This is a genomic window from Halalkalibacter urbisdiaboli (genome assembly GCF_002156385.1).
GTDB lineage: Bacteria > Bacillota > Bacilli > Bacillales > Bacillaceae_D > Halalkalibacter_A > Halalkalibacter_A urbisdiaboli.
Window position 1 is genome coordinate 675,953 of record NZ_MVJM01000002.1, and the last position, 17,994, is coordinate 693,946.

19 protein-coding genes and 1 riboswitch are annotated in these 17,994 nt (G+C 37.0%); of the genes, 3 read left to right on the plus strand and 16 right to left on the minus strand.

What is annotated here, in order from left to right; all coding sequences use genetic code 11:
- Nucleotides 1-36 precede the first annotated feature (36 nt).
- From B1R93_RS23660 to B1R93_RS11195, 10 genes are all read right to left on the minus strand, one after another.
- Nucleotides 37-165, minus strand: a complete 129-nt coding sequence (locus B1R93_RS23660) for a hypothetical protein (RefSeq protein WP_280949473.1) — start codon at nucleotides 163-165, stop codon at nucleotides 37-39.
- 42 nt (nucleotides 166-207) lie between these two features.
- A complete protein-coding gene (locus tag B1R93_RS11155; RefSeq protein WP_088104042.1) occupies nucleotides 208-501 on the minus strand; it encodes a hypothetical protein in 294 nt (97 codons plus the stop codon).
- A gap of 131 nt (nucleotides 502-632) precedes the next feature.
- Complete coding sequence (locus tag B1R93_RS11160) at nucleotides 633-2,081, minus strand: nucleoporin-interacting protein (RefSeq protein WP_088104043.1); 1,449 nt, start codon at nucleotides 2,079-2,081, stop codon at nucleotides 633-635.
- An 87-nt stretch (nucleotides 2,082-2,168) separates the two neighbouring features.
- Nucleotides 2,169-3,122 (minus strand): FTR1 family iron permease, encoded by a 954-nt coding sequence (locus B1R93_RS11165; RefSeq protein WP_088104044.1) that lies wholly within the window; start codon nucleotides 3,120-3,122, stop codon nucleotides 2,169-2,171.
- Between the two features lie 13 nt (nucleotides 3,123-3,135).
- Entirely contained in the window at nucleotides 3,136-3,885 is a 750-nt protein-coding gene (locus tag B1R93_RS11170; RefSeq protein WP_088104045.1) for a hypothetical protein, read from the minus strand.
- A 243-nt stretch (nucleotides 3,886-4,128) separates the two neighbouring features.
- Nucleotides 4,129-4,878 (minus strand): glycosyltransferase family 2 protein, encoded by a 750-nt coding sequence (locus tag B1R93_RS11175; RefSeq protein ID WP_088104046.1) that lies wholly within the window; start codon nucleotides 4,876-4,878, stop codon nucleotides 4,129-4,131.
- A complete protein-coding gene (locus B1R93_RS11180; RefSeq protein ID WP_088104047.1) occupies nucleotides 4,871-6,322 on the minus strand; it encodes an alkaline phosphatase family protein in 1,452 nt (483 codons plus the stop codon). The genes B1R93_RS11175 and B1R93_RS11180 overlap by 8 nt, the downstream gene beginning before the upstream one ends.
- Nucleotides 6,306-7,250, minus strand: coding sequence for a lysylphosphatidylglycerol synthase transmembrane domain-containing protein (locus B1R93_RS11185; RefSeq protein WP_088104048.1), 945 nt, complete (start codon nucleotides 7,248-7,250; stop codon nucleotides 6,306-6,308). Before B1R93_RS11185 ends, B1R93_RS11180 begins: the two co-directional genes overlap by 17 nt.
- Entirely contained in the window at nucleotides 7,237-8,187 is a 951-nt protein-coding gene (locus B1R93_RS11190; RefSeq protein WP_245308261.1) for a GDP-mannose 4,6-dehydratase, read from the minus strand. Before B1R93_RS11190 ends, B1R93_RS11185 begins: the two co-directional genes overlap by 14 nt.
- Before the next feature lie 154 nt (nucleotides 8,188-8,341).
- Nucleotides 8,342-9,562, minus strand: coding sequence for a hypothetical protein (locus B1R93_RS11195; RefSeq protein ID WP_088104050.1), 1,221 nt, complete (start codon nucleotides 9,560-9,562; stop codon nucleotides 8,342-8,344).
- A gap of 284 nt (nucleotides 9,563-9,846) precedes the next feature.
- Here B1R93_RS11195 and B1R93_RS11200 point away from each other — a divergent pair, with 284 nt between their 5' ends.
- Nucleotides 9,847-11,583 carry a methyl-accepting chemotaxis protein gene (locus tag B1R93_RS11200; protein ID WP_088104051.1) on the plus strand — a complete coding sequence of 579 codons (1,737 nt, stop codon included), beginning with the start codon at nucleotides 9,847-9,849 and terminating at the stop codon, nucleotides 11,581-11,583.
- 226 nt (nucleotides 11,584-11,809) lie between these two features.
- On the opposite strand, the gene B1R93_RS11205 is transcribed toward B1R93_RS11200, so the two are convergent.
- The 3 genes from B1R93_RS11205 to B1R93_RS11215 all read right to left on the minus strand — a co-directional run bounded on the left by B1R93_RS11205 (nucleotide 11,810) and on the right by B1R93_RS11215 (nucleotide 14,114).
- Nucleotides 11,810-12,133: an ArsR/SmtB family transcription factor gene (locus tag B1R93_RS11205; protein ID WP_207634163.1), complete on the minus strand. Its 324-nt coding sequence runs from the start codon at nucleotides 12,131-12,133 to the stop codon at nucleotides 11,810-11,812.
- Complete coding sequence (locus B1R93_RS11210) at nucleotides 12,133-12,564, minus strand: SRPBCC family protein (protein ID WP_088104053.1); 432 nt, start codon at nucleotides 12,562-12,564, stop codon at nucleotides 12,133-12,135. The genes B1R93_RS11205 and B1R93_RS11210 overlap by 1 nt, the downstream gene beginning before the upstream one ends.
- Before the next feature lie 302 nt (nucleotides 12,565-12,866).
- The gene (locus B1R93_RS11215; protein WP_088104054.1) at nucleotides 12,867-14,114 is read right to left on the minus strand and encodes an ATP-binding protein; all 1,248 of its coding nucleotides are present in this window, start codon (nucleotides 14,112-14,114) and stop codon (nucleotides 12,867-12,869) included.
- A gap of 401 nt (nucleotides 14,115-14,515) precedes the next feature.
- Between B1R93_RS11215 and B1R93_RS11220 the strand changes: the two genes are divergently transcribed.
- Together B1R93_RS11220 and B1R93_RS11225 are read left to right on the plus strand one after the other, a co-directional pair.
- Nucleotides 14,516-14,692 (plus strand): aspartyl-phosphate phosphatase Spo0E family protein, encoded by a 177-nt coding sequence (locus B1R93_RS11220; protein WP_088104055.1) that lies wholly within the window; start codon nucleotides 14,516-14,518, stop codon nucleotides 14,690-14,692.
- Between the two features lie 289 nt (nucleotides 14,693-14,981).
- On the plus strand, nucleotides 14,982-15,215 hold the full coding sequence (locus B1R93_RS11225) for a hypothetical protein (protein ID WP_088104056.1): 234 nt from the start codon (nucleotides 14,982-14,984) through the stop codon (nucleotides 15,213-15,215).
- Between the two features lie 178 nt (nucleotides 15,216-15,393).
- On the opposite strand, the gene B1R93_RS11230 is transcribed toward B1R93_RS11225, so the two are convergent.
- The 3 genes from B1R93_RS11230 to B1R93_RS11240 all read right to left on the minus strand — a co-directional run bounded on the left by B1R93_RS11230 (nucleotide 15,394) and on the right by B1R93_RS11240 (nucleotide 17,816).
- Nucleotides 15,394-16,644, minus strand: coding sequence for an S-layer homology domain-containing protein (locus B1R93_RS11230; RefSeq protein ID WP_245308262.1), 1,251 nt, complete (start codon nucleotides 16,642-16,644; stop codon nucleotides 15,394-15,396).
- Nucleotides 16,645-16,796: 152 nt separating this feature from the next.
- Complete coding sequence (locus tag B1R93_RS11235; RefSeq protein ID WP_088104057.1) at nucleotides 16,797-17,147, minus strand: diguanylate cyclase; 351 nt, start codon at nucleotides 17,145-17,147, stop codon at nucleotides 16,797-16,799.
- Between the two features lie 342 nt (nucleotides 17,148-17,489).
- A complete protein-coding gene (locus tag B1R93_RS11240; protein WP_088104058.1) occupies nucleotides 17,490-17,816 on the minus strand; it encodes a hypothetical protein in 327 nt (108 codons plus the stop codon).
- 50 nt (nucleotides 17,817-17,866) lie between these two features.
- A riboswitch (cyclic di-GMP riboswitch) is annotated at nucleotides 17,867-17,955 on the minus strand.
- Between the last annotated feature and the right edge of the window lie 39 nt (nucleotides 17,956-17,994).

A 17,994-nucleotide genomic window follows, 5' to 3' on the forward strand; every position in this document is an offset into this window, starting at 1 on the left:
TCAGTCATCAAAATGACCAAAGGCTTTATCTTCTTATTATCCTGGAAAAAATTCCATACCCAAACCGTAATGTGCAAATAAAAACGCTACAACCATCATCAACAGAGCAACCCCTAATCCGACAAGAGATTCTCGTATCTCTACGTTCGATGACTGCTTTTTCATTGGTTTTCCTCCTTCGAATTATTTTTACATTCGAAGGGTGGACTAAATCACATGACCTCGCTTAATCGTCATTAAATTATATAGCGTTTTTCGTTTAGGTACGACGCTTTCAATATGAGCGTTAGGTTCAAGCACATGGATAGCTGATAGTTCTCTTCGCTCATCCGTTCGCAATATAACGGATTCATCATTTGAACTTGAGCCAAGTTGGTTATATGATGCTACCTCTGTTTCAATACTTGATAACAACTTATCATCAACATTGTTACCCTCATATATTCCATTCGTTTGCCCGAAAAGCGTTGCGAGTATAACAATTATGATTAGTCTAGTCAAATGGACTCCTCCAGCTAAATAATCACAGCTTGATGATGTTATTATACATTATTTTTGAACTAAGTGTTCTTCTTATGTTCCATTACGCTTCAGAGAGCTACGTGAAAGGAGTTTTTCAGTGCCATTTTAGTTTAATCAATCCATTCATAAAGCTCAATCTGCCCGTATACCGGGTCAAATAACGGGTCAGATGTATACACTTTTATCTTCCTAACATGAGCGCTCATATCCGCTCCTTGTTGCTCAAACCCTTTTATGACATGACCGGTTAGATAAATCGTCTTGTTTTTATTTAACTCTACTTCATGTTTAAATTTATCATAGGAATAGACTCTTTTATGCGAAAATGGTGATTGTAAATATTCGAATATTCGCGTTTCCTCCCAAGTATAAACGACCGTATCCTCTATCCCCCGTAAATCCTGCTCAAGCTGATAAACAGCCGGTAATTCAGTTGCTTGCTTCTCCAAAAGCCGAAAACCATGATAACTATGAATCACAATCCATAAACATAATAGACAAATCATGCTTTTCTTTTTTGTTTGCACGGCGATGAAAAACATTAGTAAAAGAGCTATCGGTAATATATGTCTCGGTTTTTCGAGATTCTGAGCAAATAATGCCCAAAGGAAGTAACATGTTGTAGAAGTGAGTATAAGATAATATGGAAATAATCGATTTTGACGAAGGACGGACTTCCTTTGATAAACGAGCAAGATAGAAATGACAATAAATAAGCCCATTAAAATCATATTTTCAGTTAACAGCCCGACCCAAATAATATTTATAAACAAAATCGTAATGAGTCGCTCTACTAGAGGCGCGCCTTGCCCCGCAGTCCCTCCCCATTCTGTGAAATGCCCTTCCGAAAACCCAATCGCTACATTCCATAATGTTTCAAATCCACCCGTATTAACAGCTAACGCCCCTACCCAGGCGAGCTGGAATAGCAGCATAAACAAAAGGTAAATAACAACTTGAATCGTTTTAAATCGCGAATTCCGTCTCCATATATGATAAATATGAAACGCCAAGCCAATCCCAAACGCGATATATGATAGGCGAATGCCTAGAAGGAAGCTAAATAGGAAAAATGGCAGTAAATCGATGAATAAACTATCTTTCTTATAAGCAAAAACAATGCTCCATAAAAACCAGAATACAACAGCCAAGGCTGCGCCTTCTGACATCGGTTGAGCAATCATGACGGTCGAATAGCTTAATGATTGAACAGCTAGTACAACAAGCAAGCTTTGCCTATGCGATACCCATTCCCGTGCTAATAAATAAACCGGGATGCAGCTTGAGAGCACCATAGTATGATTAAAAATTGACAAGCTTTCCGGTCCAAAATTGAACGCCTTCGCAAACAGGAGCCCCCCTAAAATAAAATAAGGATAGCCTGGAAAATGCGGCTGCATCTTTAATAAATCAAAATCGCCCAGTGCTAGAACAAAGTCAACTTGATCCCATGTGGCTGCAAAAGGGTATAAATACACCAGGCGGTAGTAATATAAAAATATCAATGCAATGACGACTAAGAGCGTTATCGTTTGATTTTTATACCATATGTTTCTCATAGGTGGATCCTTTCTGCTGAACTACTAGTTTTTCAAAAATGAAAAGACTCGTATCCATGTACGAGCCTGTAATCTGAATAACTTTATTTACGAATTTGTAATCGTTTTTTTCGAAAACGCTGGGACTTTGCCTTTGTTTTCCTTTCTCCTAAGAAATCTTCCAGAATTAATAACCTTAATCCACATGTACACTAAACCGAAATAACCCCAATACACTAAGATTTGCTCGACGGAAGGATTATGACTATACCCGAACATCGCTGCCATAAACAAGCCGATTTGACCACTGATTAATACTTCCTGACCTGTATCTCGTTTATAATGTGCTTCATCTTGATAATGCTCTGGCATGATGTGAACAATGTTATAGACTTCAGCAGGCTTTCCTTCAGCCGTTGTATAAACAGAACCAAGCTTACCAAGATCCTGTAAAACCCCAACACCTTGAACGAATAAGCCAGCTGCAATGAACATAATAAAGATACCCGTAACATTGAAAAATGCTTTTAATGATATTTTCATTGTTCCAGAGAAGAAGAGATAACCAATAATTAAGGCTAGTAATAACCCACTTACTGCTCCAAAGCTTTGAAACACCTTCGTAACATCACCATTGCTAATCGCAGCAAAGAAAAAGACCGTTTCTACCCCTTCACGTACGACGATTAAATAGGAATGAATAATCATTGCTGACACACTACCTGCAGTAATTGCAGCGTCAATTTTCTTTTGCATATCGCTATTAATTTCTTTTGCCTGCTTCTTCATCCAAACAACCATATGAGTCAATAAAAAAACCGAAGCAAACATTATTCCGACCTTTAAATAAATTTCCGAACCAAAGGTCGCAAACCCGGTGAAGATAACCTGAAATAGTAAAGCGACTAAAAAGCTTGTTACTAATGCAAGGACAACACCTAAATATACCCATTTCTTATACTGATTAGCATTAAGACGAGTTAAATAAGATAAGATTAATCCAACAATTAAGATTGCTTCTAATGCTTCACGTAATGTAATCAAAAACGCCTGAAAATCCATTAGTAACCCTCCCTTACTTCTTATTACGAGCTTTATTCACAACAATTAAAAGAATCAACAACACAAGCAAACCGATTGTAAACCACAGCCAAAAGGAGGAAGCACCGAATTCATCCATTTCAAATCCAAGATCAAGATTATCTTCTGTTAAATGGCTTTCATCCTTATCTAATTCTGAAGGTAAGAGAAAAATCTCTTCCAACTCTGAAATTATGTATTCATTCTTCTCCTTAAAACCTTCAGGATCATTTTCTTTACTACCGATACCGAAAAGGCCAGGATTACCTAATGCTACTAATGCATCATCAAATGCTTGATAAATAGACGCTACTGTCTCTTCACCCTCACGCTCTTTAGCAAGTGACTCAAGTACCGAAAAAGTCCCTCGTGCTTTGGCTAATAACAGCTTCGCTTGACCATAATCATCAAAGCTATCTTCTGCAAAATGTAAACGTCTCTCTATGTTTAAACGAAGTGCTGCTTCATAGCTCATAAGCACAAGCTCTTTATCTTGTTCTTCAATGCCTCTTTCTAAATCAGGCTGAACCTTCGTAAAATATAAATCAAAATCTTTTTTATATGTTTCATAAATTAATTGAACGTTTTCCCAATCGTCACTATTTACATAGTTAACTAACTCTTTATAAGCCTCTGCTAAAGCTTCTTCACCAGGATCACCATACGAATAGGCAAATCCCTTTAGCTGAGAAAACGGACTGAAAATGAATATCAGTGTCAACCAAAAAAATAATAGCTTTTTCACTTTATCTCCCCCTACATGACAATGATAATAATTATCAATCCCATTGTCAATGTCATTTATTTTAGTAAGTCGGTATTTTCCTAGACAATAGAAAAAACGAGTGCATTGAAAAAGGGAAAAGCACCTTTTTCAGTGCACTCGAAAAACCAACCTTTTTCTATTTACCAATGGCTTTGCTGTTGCTCGCCCAACTATGAGTAGCACCCATAGTTGGGCTTTTAAAAAATGCAACGGCTTCGCTCATTAACCCGCCTTTTTTTTCGTTGTTCGTAATCCTGAATGAGATGAGACTCGTTTCACAGGACGTCTCATTTCATTCCAGATCGCAGGTAAAACCGATGTCATATACGCTTTAAATTTTATAAAAGATTGACCTGTTGTTCTAACCTGATATTGAATCGGGACTTCCTTCATTCGAAACCCTTTACGAATCAGGTTAAGTGTTAACACCTGTGCATAGTTATAGTCGTGAATAATTTCAGCATGCTTGAGTGCTTGACGACTAAATGCGCGCATACCAGACTGGCCATCAAAAATCACTTTTCGAAGTAATAACGATTGTACCAAAGTAAAACAATAATTACCTAATCGACGATGGAGCTTCATACCATTAATGGTCCCTAAAAACCTCGAGCCCATCGTATAATCTACTTCTCCCGTAAGAATAGGTTCAACAATGTCAGGGATTTGCTCAGCTGGATACTCATTATCAGCATCAATCATCACTCCAACATCTGCCCCAAAATCATAACAGCTTTGCAGGCCTTGCCTTACAGCAGCCCCAAGTCCTTTGTTTGATTCTAAAGAAACAATTCGATCTGCTCCCGCCTCTTTCGCAACAGTAACCGTTCGATCGGTCGAGCCATCGTCAATGACGATAACCTCAACTTCAACCTCCTTGTGAAAGTGGCGCGGGACACGCTTTATCACTTGGTCAATTACTTCTTCCTCATTATAAGCTGGTAAGAACACAATCACTTTTCGTTTACTCACGTCGCCCCCCCTCCCTTATGGCTTCTTTTAAGACTGGGCCTCGACTATGACTCGGAATTGGCGCCCCCATCAAAAAGGCAATCGTCGGCGCCATTGAAACGAGACTTCGTTTTTCCTGAACCTTCACACCTTTTTTAATATGTGGTCCAACCATGAAGAAAGGTACGAAGCGCTCTCCTTCATCCAAATGTCCATGTCCACCAATTCCATCAGCTTGTCCGTGGTCTGCACAAATCATTAATGTCGTATTTTTCATTTTCCCATCATTCTCTAAATACTCGACGAACTCTTTTACGAGCGCATCGGCTTCCTCAATTTTTTCAAGATACTCATCATATAAAACGCCACGGCTATGACCAATTTGATCTGTACCAATGAGCTGAACAATAAATAAATCTGGATCCTTTTCATCCATTATTCTTTTCGCCTTATCAATGATGTTCCGATCGGCTTTATCCTTATGCATAACAGCTGTAACAGTATCAACATCATCACCAAATGAGTCAACTAGATGCGCGATCCCGAGCATCCTTCCTATTTTTCCAATTTTACGAAGCGAATCAAAAATACTTTCAACCTTTAACCCGAGCTTCCATACCATATTTGATGTAATTCCATGCTCAAACGGATACGTTCCTGTAAACATTGATGAGAAACAAACAACTGTACGAGCTGGATAGACGGTTTCCATATTCATATATTCAGTACCAGTCTCTTTTAGCTTGTCTAGAAAAGGCGTATTCGCTTCATAAAAGCGCTCCTTTCTCATCCCATCAATGACGATAACTACAACACGCTCGCTCATTGCTGTTTGCTCGGAACGGTTCGTATATTCTTTATATGCTCTCGGCTTCCAATCGAATAAATAGCGATGCAGGATGTAGGCTAGTACGAAAATACCGACGAAAAATCCGCCATAAGATTGTAACGGTAGCCTCTCTCCTTGGACGATAGCACTAAGCAACAGCTCCCAAACCGATACGAGTAAAAGCACTTTTGGTAGCTGCTCCTGGGCATTTCCACTTGTCGAATCACTATTTTTCAAAACTAGCTTCCAAAACCTCGTAAAGTTTAACCATGACGTTCCAATTCTCAAATGATAATAAAGCGTTCCCCAGAAAAATACGGTAAAGAAAAAGTACAAACCAATCACTAATAACCATAATGAAAGCGGTGGCTGCTGCCAAATAAACAAATAGCCAATGACTGGAATCCAAAGATAGTTACGTAGGAAAAGGGGAAAGTCATAACAAAAATACAAAATAAAAAGAGGTAGCGTCATAAGCCAGCTTAAAAAAAACGGAAGAAGCTGACCTGAAAACAACGATTCAACATGATAAATCGCCATCGTTCCGAAAACAAAAATCGGGGTGAATGGCTTTCCCTCATTTAATAAATTCCAGCATCGCGCTGCAACTTTTTCAAATTTAGATGCGCTTTTCATTCTTTTTCACTCCTTTCAATTGAACCCATTTTTTCATTTGAGCCATCGTCAACGGGTACCGAAAATAGACATACAGTCCAACTAAATAAGAAAACATAAATTTTAGTGCATGGCTATATAGTGCCAGCATAAGTCCTTCTTTCGCATCAATCTGTAAGAAGGTCAACATATAGGTCATAATTGCTTCATACGTCGTAATCCCACCAGGTGTAAATTGAAACGTTTGCCCGATAATCGTAACACTATTGACCCAAATCGCCCCAATCGCTGGGAGTGGTTCAAATACAATCATAGCGACCCCAAATAGCACAGCACCTTCAAGAATCCAGCTTAACAAGACGAATGAAAAAATAACGAGCCCATTCAAATTTGAAAAAGCATGCATCAATAACTTTACGTTTCTCTTAAAGAAGTGGGGAAACAAAAACCTGACTAATATAACAGAGCCCACTCCAAATAAGAGCAGGATAAAATAAAAATAGAAAGGAATCGATACAACCGGCTGGTAATATAGCATGCCTAAGCCCGCGATCATCGCTAAGCAAATAATATCTAGCATCCGAAGGACCACAACAGAATGAAAGGATTGCTCCGTTGTAATCGTCTCCCGATTTGATAAAACCATTGCCCTTACGACGTCACCTACTTTTAGAGGAAGAAGATGATTAATAAATAAACTATAAAAAATTCCATATAGACTACTAGTTAAAGAGATATTCCCTCTAAAATAAAGCTTCCATGCGTAAGCCTTCAATAAAAACGAAAGATAATAGGCTAAAAAAATCACCATAATGCTAATCGGGGTACGAAATAGCTCTAGACCAATTCGGATAAAGGTTGTCCATTCAAAAGCGGTCAACACTAAATAAATAAAAACAAGAAAAATAACGAAGCGAATAAACCATTTCCCTAGCTTAATAACGTTCATACTGCTTCGCCCACTCAACCGTTCTCGCAATCCCCTCTTGAAAAGAGATTTTAGGTGTATAGCCTAATAACGCTTTACTTTTTGACAAATCCGACCAGGTTGAATAGACATCACCTACTCGTCGCTCTAACACGTCGGTTACAAGATGAGGAAAATGCTTCGCCAATTCACGAAGAAGCTCGTCCATTGAAACGGGATGACCGTGACCGAGGTTGAAAATGGTTTGATCACCGTGATAGTGTAACGTTTTGTCAATTCCGTCAATGATATCGTCAATGTACGTATAGTCACGCGCATTGTTCATATCAAAAATCGGCAGCGTCTCACCGTTCATTAACTTCCTAATAAACGTGCCGATTGCCATATCCGGTCGCCCCCAAGGTCCGTATACTGTAAAAAAGCGTAATATGGCGATTTCCATATGATATAAATGCTTGTATACGTGACAAAAAGACTCCGCACTATATTTAGAAGCCGCATAAGGTGAGATGACTTCACTGTTTGCCATTTCTTCACTAACTCGTCCTTGCATCCCTTTATTCCCATATACAGACGAGGAAGAAGCAAAGATAAACTTTTTAACATTCGCCTTCCCACTTGCCTCTAAAATATTTATCGTTGCTTTTATATCATAATCTACATACTCAAGAGGGTGGCTGATTGAATAGGCTACTCCAGGAAGCGCAGCTAAATGAACAACAGCATCAGGCTTTATCTTTTCCAGTAACTCTTCTGTTGCTTTCTTTTCAAGCAAATTAATCTGATGAAATGTAAAATCACCAGCCTTTTTTATATCCTTTAAATGCTGTAATTTCCGTTCTGGCGTGTAATAATCATGCAAGCAATCAATAATAAAAATCTCGTGGTCTTCACGAATCCACCTTTTTGCAAGATGGCCCCCAATGAACCCAGCTCCCCCTGTAATGACGATTCTCAACAAGCTCCCCTCCTCCGCACAAAGTACGTATATTTTAACACCAAGGATCTTTGATTTAAAGTACTGTTCCATTAATTAAACGATGGTAAATTAAGCTTACGTGAGAAACACGTTAATAAACAAACAAAAAGCCGCATTACGCGGCTTTCATCTATTATAGTTCATTAACTACAGCCAATACTGCTTCACTTAATGTTTTTGCTTCTTCTGCGTTTTCTTCAGAAATTGCTTTAAACCATGCTTCAGCATTTTCAAATGTTTCAGCTGCCTTCTCTTCACCTAGAGCCTTCACTAATTCAATTTCGATCATTTTTAAGAACATATTACCTTCAAGTGATTGTACGCGTGCATCTGTCACATTTCCTTCTTCTAAAGAAACAGGTGCTTTTTCATGGTAACCACTTACTTTTCCAACGATGGCTTTCACAAATAAACTACTTACTTCTTCAGGGTCAATATCAACAGCATTCGTTTGATCTAGAGCGAAAATCGTATCAAGCTTTGTTGCAGCTTCTTCGTCGCCACCAGACAATGAACCTTTAATTGCTTGATAGAATCCAAATGCTTCAGCTTGCATATTTTGAAGATCTAGCTCTTCTTTACCTTCCTCTACAGCTGTAGCAATTTTTTCAGCGTATGAATTAGAAGCCAAATAGTAGCTACGGTAGATTGACTTATCTGTAAGTTGTACAAATACTTTAAATTCGTCTGTATTTCCAGCGTTTAGTGCTTCTTCTTGTGCAGCAAGACCAGCGTTAATATTTTCTTCTAAACTAGCGCCACCACTTAGTTCATAATAGCCATCACGCTTCACAGCAGTAGGAATAAATAGCTCAGTAGAAAGATATTTAATTTGTTCAAATGCTTCCTTCGCCGCATCAGCATTTCCTTCTTCTAGTGCTGTTGCAGTCTCTTTCTGTAAGCCTTTTTGTACTTGGTAGAAGTATGATTGTGTCGTTTTATCAACTAATTGCTTTGCGATAATTCCTTCAATTTCACCATTTTTACCGCCTTCAATTGCCGCTTGAATCATTTGATCAAGATCACCAGAAACTGTATTCACAGCTGATTGTAGGTCGTTTGTATATGTTGTCGATGCTAACTCCCAATCAACCTCTTGACCTTCGCTAGCTTTAGCAAGCTCTTCTGTAATAGCTTTATAAGCTTGTAATTGTGTTGCAGCAGCTGATTCTTCTACATTAAATTCTTCTGCTCCTTCTGTTTCCTCTGAAGAAACCTCAGTTTCAGCTTCTGCTGTTTCTTCAACTGGAGCTTCTTCAGTCGTTGCGTCAGAATCAGTAGATGAGCACCCTACTAAAACAGCTCCAGCAATTACTGCTCCAGCTAACATACGTGTTAATTCACTCTTTTTCATTTTTGAATCCCCCTAATTTTACTATGTACATTTTCCTTCATCTAAAAGATAATGATTTTCATTTACAACTGTGATTATATCGATAATGATTTTCACTGTCAATAATGTTTTTATAATAACTTCAAATCTATTTCATTGCAGTAAAATTTGGACTCTCAAACCAGTAAAAGGAAGCGCTTTAATCAATAAAAATACTGCTATTAATATATCTTTTCTAATGTTAAAATCTAATTAGAAAGCGTTTTCTACTTATATTAAAATACTAAAAAAAGGAAGGTAAATCTATGAAGTTAACAATTAAAACAAAGCTGACTTTTTTCTCATTACTGCTGCTTACCATTCCCATCATCACGATTGGAATAATAAATTATCAATCCTCCAAAGACGCACTAGACGATTCGGGAAGAAATGAACTTAAAACATCCATTCGAATGTCGATCGAATTGATTGAATCTTTAGATAAATTGGTACAAACTGGTGAAATCTCCTTAGAGGATGCACAAGAAATAGCCAAAAGCCAATTACTCGGCCCAAAAGCCGCTGATGGTAGTCGTCCTATTAATGAAAACATTAAAATTGGCGAAAGTGGGTATCCTTTTGTTATCGATGAAGAAGGTCTTTTACTCGCTCACCCATCATCAGAAGGAAATAATATTTGGGATTCCGAAGATCCGAATGGTGTAAAGGTTGGGAAATCTATCGTTGAAGCTGCACTTAATGGAGATGGATACTCCTACTACAAATGGCCATTACCTTCTGATCCTGATACAATCGCACTCAAGGTTACCTATGCAGAAGTCGACCCTTATTGGGGCTGGATTCTTAGCTATGGTACCTACATGCAAGATTTCAATTCAAAAGCTGATGAAATCTTTACAGAGATTCTAGTAATCTTAGGATTATCCCTTATAGTCGGAATTGGTGTGACCTTACTCTTTGCAAAAAAATTAGCAGACCCAATCACGAAACTTTCCCTTCAAGTAAAGGAAGTGGCAAATGGAAACTTAACTGTTAAACCATTAGAAATAACGACAAAGGATGAGGTTGGAAAACTTACACAAGACTTTAATACGATGACCTCAACTTTAAGAAGCACAATGGAGAAGGTTTCCGCATCAGCACAACAAGTTGCCGCAACTTCTGAGGAGTTAAATAGTGGTGCTGAAGAAAATAGTAAGACAATTGAACATATTACAAATGCAATCCAGGAAGTAGCAGCCGGGACAGAACAACAATCTGAAAGCTTTAAGAACTCTGTCCAATTTGTAAATCGAATTTCAGAAGATACACATGTTATTTCACAACAGGCAAACATCGTTTTTGAAGCCTCAAAACAGGCCTCATTGTCATCAGATAAAGGTGAAGATATTATTACACAGCTCATTTCGCAAATGGATCATATAACTGATAGCACACGCGATATTAGCAGTATTATTAATGAACTAAATACTAAGTCACTTGAAATTGGCAAGATCATTTCACTAATCACCGCTATATCTGATCAAACAAATTTACTTGCCTTAAACGCTGCGATTGAAGCCGCACGCGCTGGAGATCACGGTAAGGGATTCGCAGTCGTTGCTGAGGAAGTTCGCAAACTTGCAGAGCAATCGAATGATTCTGCATTACAAATTCAAAACCTAATTAAAGAAATTCAAGAAAAAACAGACACTGCTGTTGATTCAATGAAAAATGGAGAATTGACCGTTTCTGAAGGAAAAAATTTAGTCGATCAAGCCGGTACTTCATTTAAAGATATCTCATTATCGGTTGATGAAGTTTCCAAACGGATGGTAGAAGTCACAGATTCTGTTGAAAAAATTAACGATGAAATGACTCGATTAAAGCATTCAATGAATGACATGAACGATATTTCAGAACAAAATTCTGGTTATTCTCAAAATGTAGCTGCTTCCATCGAACAGCAAAATGCCTCTACCCAAGAGGTTACTGCATTTAGTGAAACACTTGCAAAAATGGCAGAGGAACTTGCAAATACAGTAAAGCAATTTAAGATATAATTCATTACCTTGTGAACAAACCTTGACCAATGAGGTTAATAATTGATGTCATATTCCAGGGAGTGCCCAAAAAGGATTGTTTCTAACCTTTTTTGGAGCACTCCCTTTCTTTTTACACACCATTTAAAAATACCTATTGACTTCAACTCTGTCTGTTATAATACAATTTTGACAAGAGGCCACGGTTCTGCTCTTATAATGAACCCCTGTGGTGTTGACTAGCTATTCATTCAGCATCCTCTTCCATAAGGTGTTTAAGCATCGAAATCTTGTTGTCCCAAAACTGTTCATAAAAGGAAAGCCAATTCTTTACTTCTAATAATGCCTCTGGTTGAAGTGTATAACGTTTTTCTTTCCCTACTTTCTCTACACTCACAAGATGTGTTTCCGAGAGAATACGCAAATGCTTAGAAACGGCCGTACGGCTTATTGGAAAGTGGTTACTTAGTAGAGTAATGGATAACTCCTTATCTGCCATGATTTTAAGCATTTGACGCCGCGTAGGGTCCGCAATCGCTTGAAAAACATCATGCTTTTGTGCAGCAGACATCACTGTTCAACCACTTTACGAAGTTTTTCATGCACAATTGATTCCCAGCCATTATTCATACGATTTCGAATTTCTGCATTCGTTTGAGATGGCCCAGGGATAAGCGCATCAGGAGCTCCCCAACCAGAGTGAATCAAAGTAAATTCTGTCTTGTTTCCTAAATCCTTGAGTTCAAATGTTACGTTCCAGCCAAATTCTCCCCACGAAAAAACTAGTCGATTGGGTGGCTCTAGTTCTAAAACTTTACAGGGGGTCGGCCCAAAAGGTGATTGAATCGTAAATTCATGACCAATCTCTTGTTTGAAATCATTAGGCATAAACCAAGAATCGATCCCTTCTGAGGTCGCTACAGCATTCCATACCTTTTCAATCGTTGCATTAAATATTGCATGTTTACGTATTTCTGGTGTAACTGATTTGTTTTCACTCATTACAATTCCTCCAAATATCATATACGAAACCTTTTGGTTGCACGTTAATTATATGAAACCTTTTGGTTGCATGACAATGAATTCAATGTTTTGTAGTTCCTATATTAAGCTCACTTTCATGTTTCCTGATGACTTTTTCATCGATAAGCCATTTTTAGTAGAAAATGCTGACATCAAACCACTTATCAATTCACTGATAAAACTCTTCAAGACTTTACCATAGAATATAGGAAAAGGAGGTCTCCCAAAAGATTTGTTTCTAAAGAGACACCCCGATGAAATATATATTATTGTACACACTACTACTTATCCTTAACAGGGAGCGTTATTGAAAACGCAGTACCTTTCCCTATTTCACTAGTTACTTTAATATGTCCGCCAAGTTTATGAATGGTACTATAAACCATTAACATCCCAAGACCAGTTCCATCTTTTTTCGTTGAGTAATACGGTTTTCCTAACCGTAACACGTCCTCCTTTGACATCCCGATTCCATCATCTTTTATTTTAATAATAATCTCTTTCCCCTCACTCGACACGTCGATAGCAAGAGTCCCGCCTTTTTCAACCATTGATTCAATTCCATTTTTATATAGGTTAATTAAGCACTGCTGAACCTGATTCCTATCATAATGAGTTATTAATTCGTTTTTAAAACTACATTGCAAATCGACTTGATGAATATTAGCGTAAGGAACCATAATATTATTCACATACTCTAATTCGTCTTTTAAGTTAGAATCAACCATATTGCTCGCTTGAGGCTTAGCAAAAGACAGAAAGTCACTAACAATTTTTTCTGCTCGTCCTAATTCACTTAATGAAAAATTAAGATATCGTTTTTCTTCCTGTGATAAATTTGTTGATTTGACTAACAGTTGAAGAAATCCACTTGCTACAGTTAGGGGGTTTCTTATTTCATGAGAAACACTAGCTGATAACTCACTTATGACGCTTAATCTTTCTGCATCGATAAGTTTTTCTCGTTTTTTGGCGTTCATAATAATTTTCTCGATTAGAGTTATAATAATGAGCATACCTATAACGTTGATGACGAGCACATTAATCGTGATAAGCCAAAATTCTTTATTTAAGGCCTCAAAAAATGAACTGAGCGTGAAAAGATAAAAGGCCATTGTCAAAAAAGAAAGAATCCCTGCGATGATAATTCGCTTCTTCTCGTTTTGTTTGATAAACGTTTTATTCAATAAAGGAACCAAAAGAAAAACAATTGTTGAAAAAAGGAGCGAATAGATCACACCATCCCCACCGATAATAAAACGATAGACATTTAATACTATATACAGTGGAAAGGCAATTGGGTATCCGCCATAAAGAGCAGCTATTAAAAAAGGAATGTACCTTAAATCAAAAATAAAGCCTAGTTCTATTTTAATAGGGAATGTCATACATAAAATCATCGTCAACGATAAAAGAAAAAAAGTAACAGCTTTATGACTGAAAAATTTTAAACTTTCTTCAAAAAATATTAGGTATATCATGACAGGTAAAAGTAGAAAAAGAAAATTTATTAGTAAAATTTCTAACAACCTGTCTCCTCCTTCCCTTACGTTAATCCATCAATTAATCCCCTCCCGGATTACATGTTTAAAATTTATATATCACAAACATAATATTATGTTTGTGAACACAATTAACTTTCGCCATTTCATCTCAAAAAGGATAACTACATTCATAATATCATACAATATACCTATACATACAAAGAGTTATTGCCACGCTAATATGGGATTTAATATATTTTTAAAAACAAATAAATGATTTTTCAGTATAAATACATCTTGTCCTCATGCTTGGTATTTATTACAACGATATTACATTTTTTTAGTGAATTTATAATTTTGACCAAAACTGTTAACAGTTTTCACTGGTTATATTATAATAATGTTACTGACTAATTTAGAGACTTTTCTATAACTTGGAGATATTTATGGAGCAAACCAATGGAGCGTTATTATTACAATTAGAATCAAAAATAACGTATTTACGATTAAAGTTGATCTCCACAGGTCAAATGAAAGGACTTAACCACCCTGACACAATTAAATGTAGCCAAGAATTAGATCATATTTTAAATGAATACGAACGGGTTAAAAGACGTGTATAAAAAAGACTTCCGCACATGTACACCTTACCCCATTAAAAAACGAAGTTATCCAGCTATCTTTCCTCGTTAACAGAGCATCCTCCTCTTACAGAAATACCTACTAAATGTATATCACCCCTATCATAATTTTAAATTCCGCTTTATTTTAGACCTTTAGAATATTCCCTCCAAATATGGAACAGCTAGTAGCATTAATTCAATATTGTACAGTCTTAACAGTAGAACAGCCCGTACACATCTATATTTACTACATAAGCTATATTACGAAATGCAAAGGAGGTGGAACACAATGACTTGTCCTGCAGAAACGAATAGAGACATTCTTCGAGTAGTATTAGATCAGGAAGAGCCTATTATAGAATTGCTTGGATTAGAGGTTTTTCTTGAATTGTGTCTAGTAATAAGAACAGAGGAAGGTTCACTTATTGACCCAGATAATTTAACCCCTGAACAAATAATGGAAATAAATAGATTGCTACGACGCATTCGCAGAATTTTGGTCAGTACTTTACCAAGATTATAATCTTATAAAAAGTTCACAGGATATTTTCGCCGCCTTAATATAAAGGCGGTCTTTTTAACCGCACCATTTCATGTCGTTATGAATGTTAAAACCATACAGATTTCTAAATGAAAAGGGCCGAAATCCTTGGGCTACCCCCAAAAACTTCAACCCTTTTGATGTTACCTTCAAAGTCTCGTTAGCTTTGTCTCTCATAGACCTTTTTCAGGATCGCTGCCATTTGTGCTCTTGTAATCGGCTCGTTTGGTCTGAATGTACCATCTCCGTACCCATTAATAATCCCTTCACTTCGCATCGTTTCAATAGCAGTTAAGGCCCAATGTCCATGTGGGATGTCACTAAAGTCGCTTTGTGTCCAGCTCGAAGGTGTACGATATTGCCTAGCATTATATAAAATTTGTACCATTTGTGCTCTTGTGATTGAGGTATTAGGGGAAAACCAATTTTGATCGGTACCATTCATAACTCCATTTTGTGCAACTAGAATAATAGACTGCCTCGCCCAAAAGGTTTGCGAAACATCATGAAATGAATGCATCGCATCCGTTGGCTTTAGATGTAAGAAGTTCACCATAACAGTCGCTGCCTGAGCCCGCGTTAATGGGTTATTCGGCTTATAGGTTCGATCAGAATAACCAGTAATCCAACCTTGTTCCGCCACAAACTGAATCGATGATTCTGCCCAATGACCTTTTATATCTCTTAGATGATCCCCACCATCATATTGATAAAGGTTCCACTGTCCCATAATTTTCCCGACGGTTCGGCGATAATAATCGCCACCTAGGTGATTATATCCAGCGTTACCTATATCAAATAGATATTGTCTTGACGCATCCTCAACACTCCAACCATCATTCATTCTTTGTTGATAGCTATTTCGTGCAAATCCATATCTACTATTTAATAATAATGTACCTGCCAAGAAATTTACGGCGCCTTCATAAGAAGAAAAGACACGGTACCAGTTATCTCTTCGTTTTGTTTCATCAAAAATTAATCGGTCAGTGCCCATATTAGAAAGAACGGAAATGGCCATTTCAAAGTCTTCATCGGGCTGCCCTACTAACTGCCACGCATTAGGAGGGTTAACGCCCCATACTTTAATTCCAAATATATTATTTGCGAACTGTGAAGTACGTGTTGTCCCGTATCCACTTTCGAGTATTGCCATACCAATGATTGCGCTAGCTGGTATTCCCCATTTTTCATTCGCATTTACAGCGTATCCGGCAATTTCACTTATAAAGGCTTCACGTTCCTTTTGAGTCGTTCCGTCACTACTCGGTAAATACGCATGACTATTTCTTCCGTTTACAGAATCCTCTTGTGGAATAGGGTAAAAAGTAGCGGCAAAGCTTAAATTAGAGTTTAAGGGTACTAATGAAAACATGATAGCAACAACAATGATGTACGTACGATATTTCACTCTCTCTCCCCTTCTCTTAATCTATTATTTGATATAAGAATCATAGCATAATTTTTTTAAAGAAAATCACCTTTTGAATATTTAAGCCATGCCAATTTATTCAAAAAAACAAAAGAGTGACATTGGAAACTAGGCTAAAGCGAAGCCTCAAACTAATATCGAACTTGGTTTCTCCCCTCTTTTTTTGCACTATACAAAGCCTCGTCTACTCTATTCATTAAAGTTTCCGTTGTATCTCTGTCATCTGTACTAGTCACACCAAAACTAGAAGTAACTTTACCAGCTAATGAGAATGGATGTGTTTCAATCCCCTTTCTCAACTTTTCAGCTAATTCAATCGCTTCTTGCTTATTTCTTTTAAACGTAAGGATAACGAACTCCTCTCCGCCCCAACGTCCAAATAAATCAGTTTCCACTAACATATTTTCTACCAGTGCTGCCATCTCAACTAATACTTTGTCACCTACAACATGTCCAAGTTCATCATTTATTTTTTTTGAAATGGTCTATATCGAAAAAGATTACCGAAAATGGTCTCCCCTTCGCTAACTCATTTTCTAGCCACAAGTATACTTTTCTTCTGTTTGCTATTCCGTTAGTGAATCTTCATAAGCGATTTTTTCTAACATTTCTGATTTTGTTATACGTACTAATAATATGACGACCAAAAAATAAAAAAATAAAATAGACTAAGTTGGATGAATAATATTGAATAAGTGACTGATTTCCATAGAGAGGGATATGATCCCATTTGGAGATTCCTATCATTACAGTCAAAGCCCAAAGACCAATAGAATAGAATACAGCCTTTTTTCCTACTATGGTAACAAAGATAAAAACGAAAACTAGTGGTGTCCAATACGTACCACTTCCTGTAGAATACTTTCCTTTATCGCCATTTCGACATAGACTATTTCATAGTTTTTTAATAAATGAATCATACTTATTAAAAATAAATTGACAAGTTCTACATATTTAAACCACTTTCGGTAGTATACTAGGAACCAAGATATACTGTAGGTAAGGGTAAGCAATGGTAGAACGATCGAATTAAACGGATCATGTTCCTCATAATAGAAAAAGCTACTAACCAACGCCACTATGATTATAGGTAAGGTGAATAAATATAATTTACGCTTCAATTCTTCTAATTTACTTAATTGATTTATCATCTTTATCGTCTCCTAATAAAAAAACTAATCAAACCGATTAGTTTTTAACAATCGGTAACTGGCTAGCTTATTCTATATTTAGAACTTAGCCCCTTTAGCTTTGCGTATCCACCTTTCAGTGAACTTGCCTTTTACAATCATTATTAGGTTTTAGGTTTTAGGTTTTAGAAAATCTCTA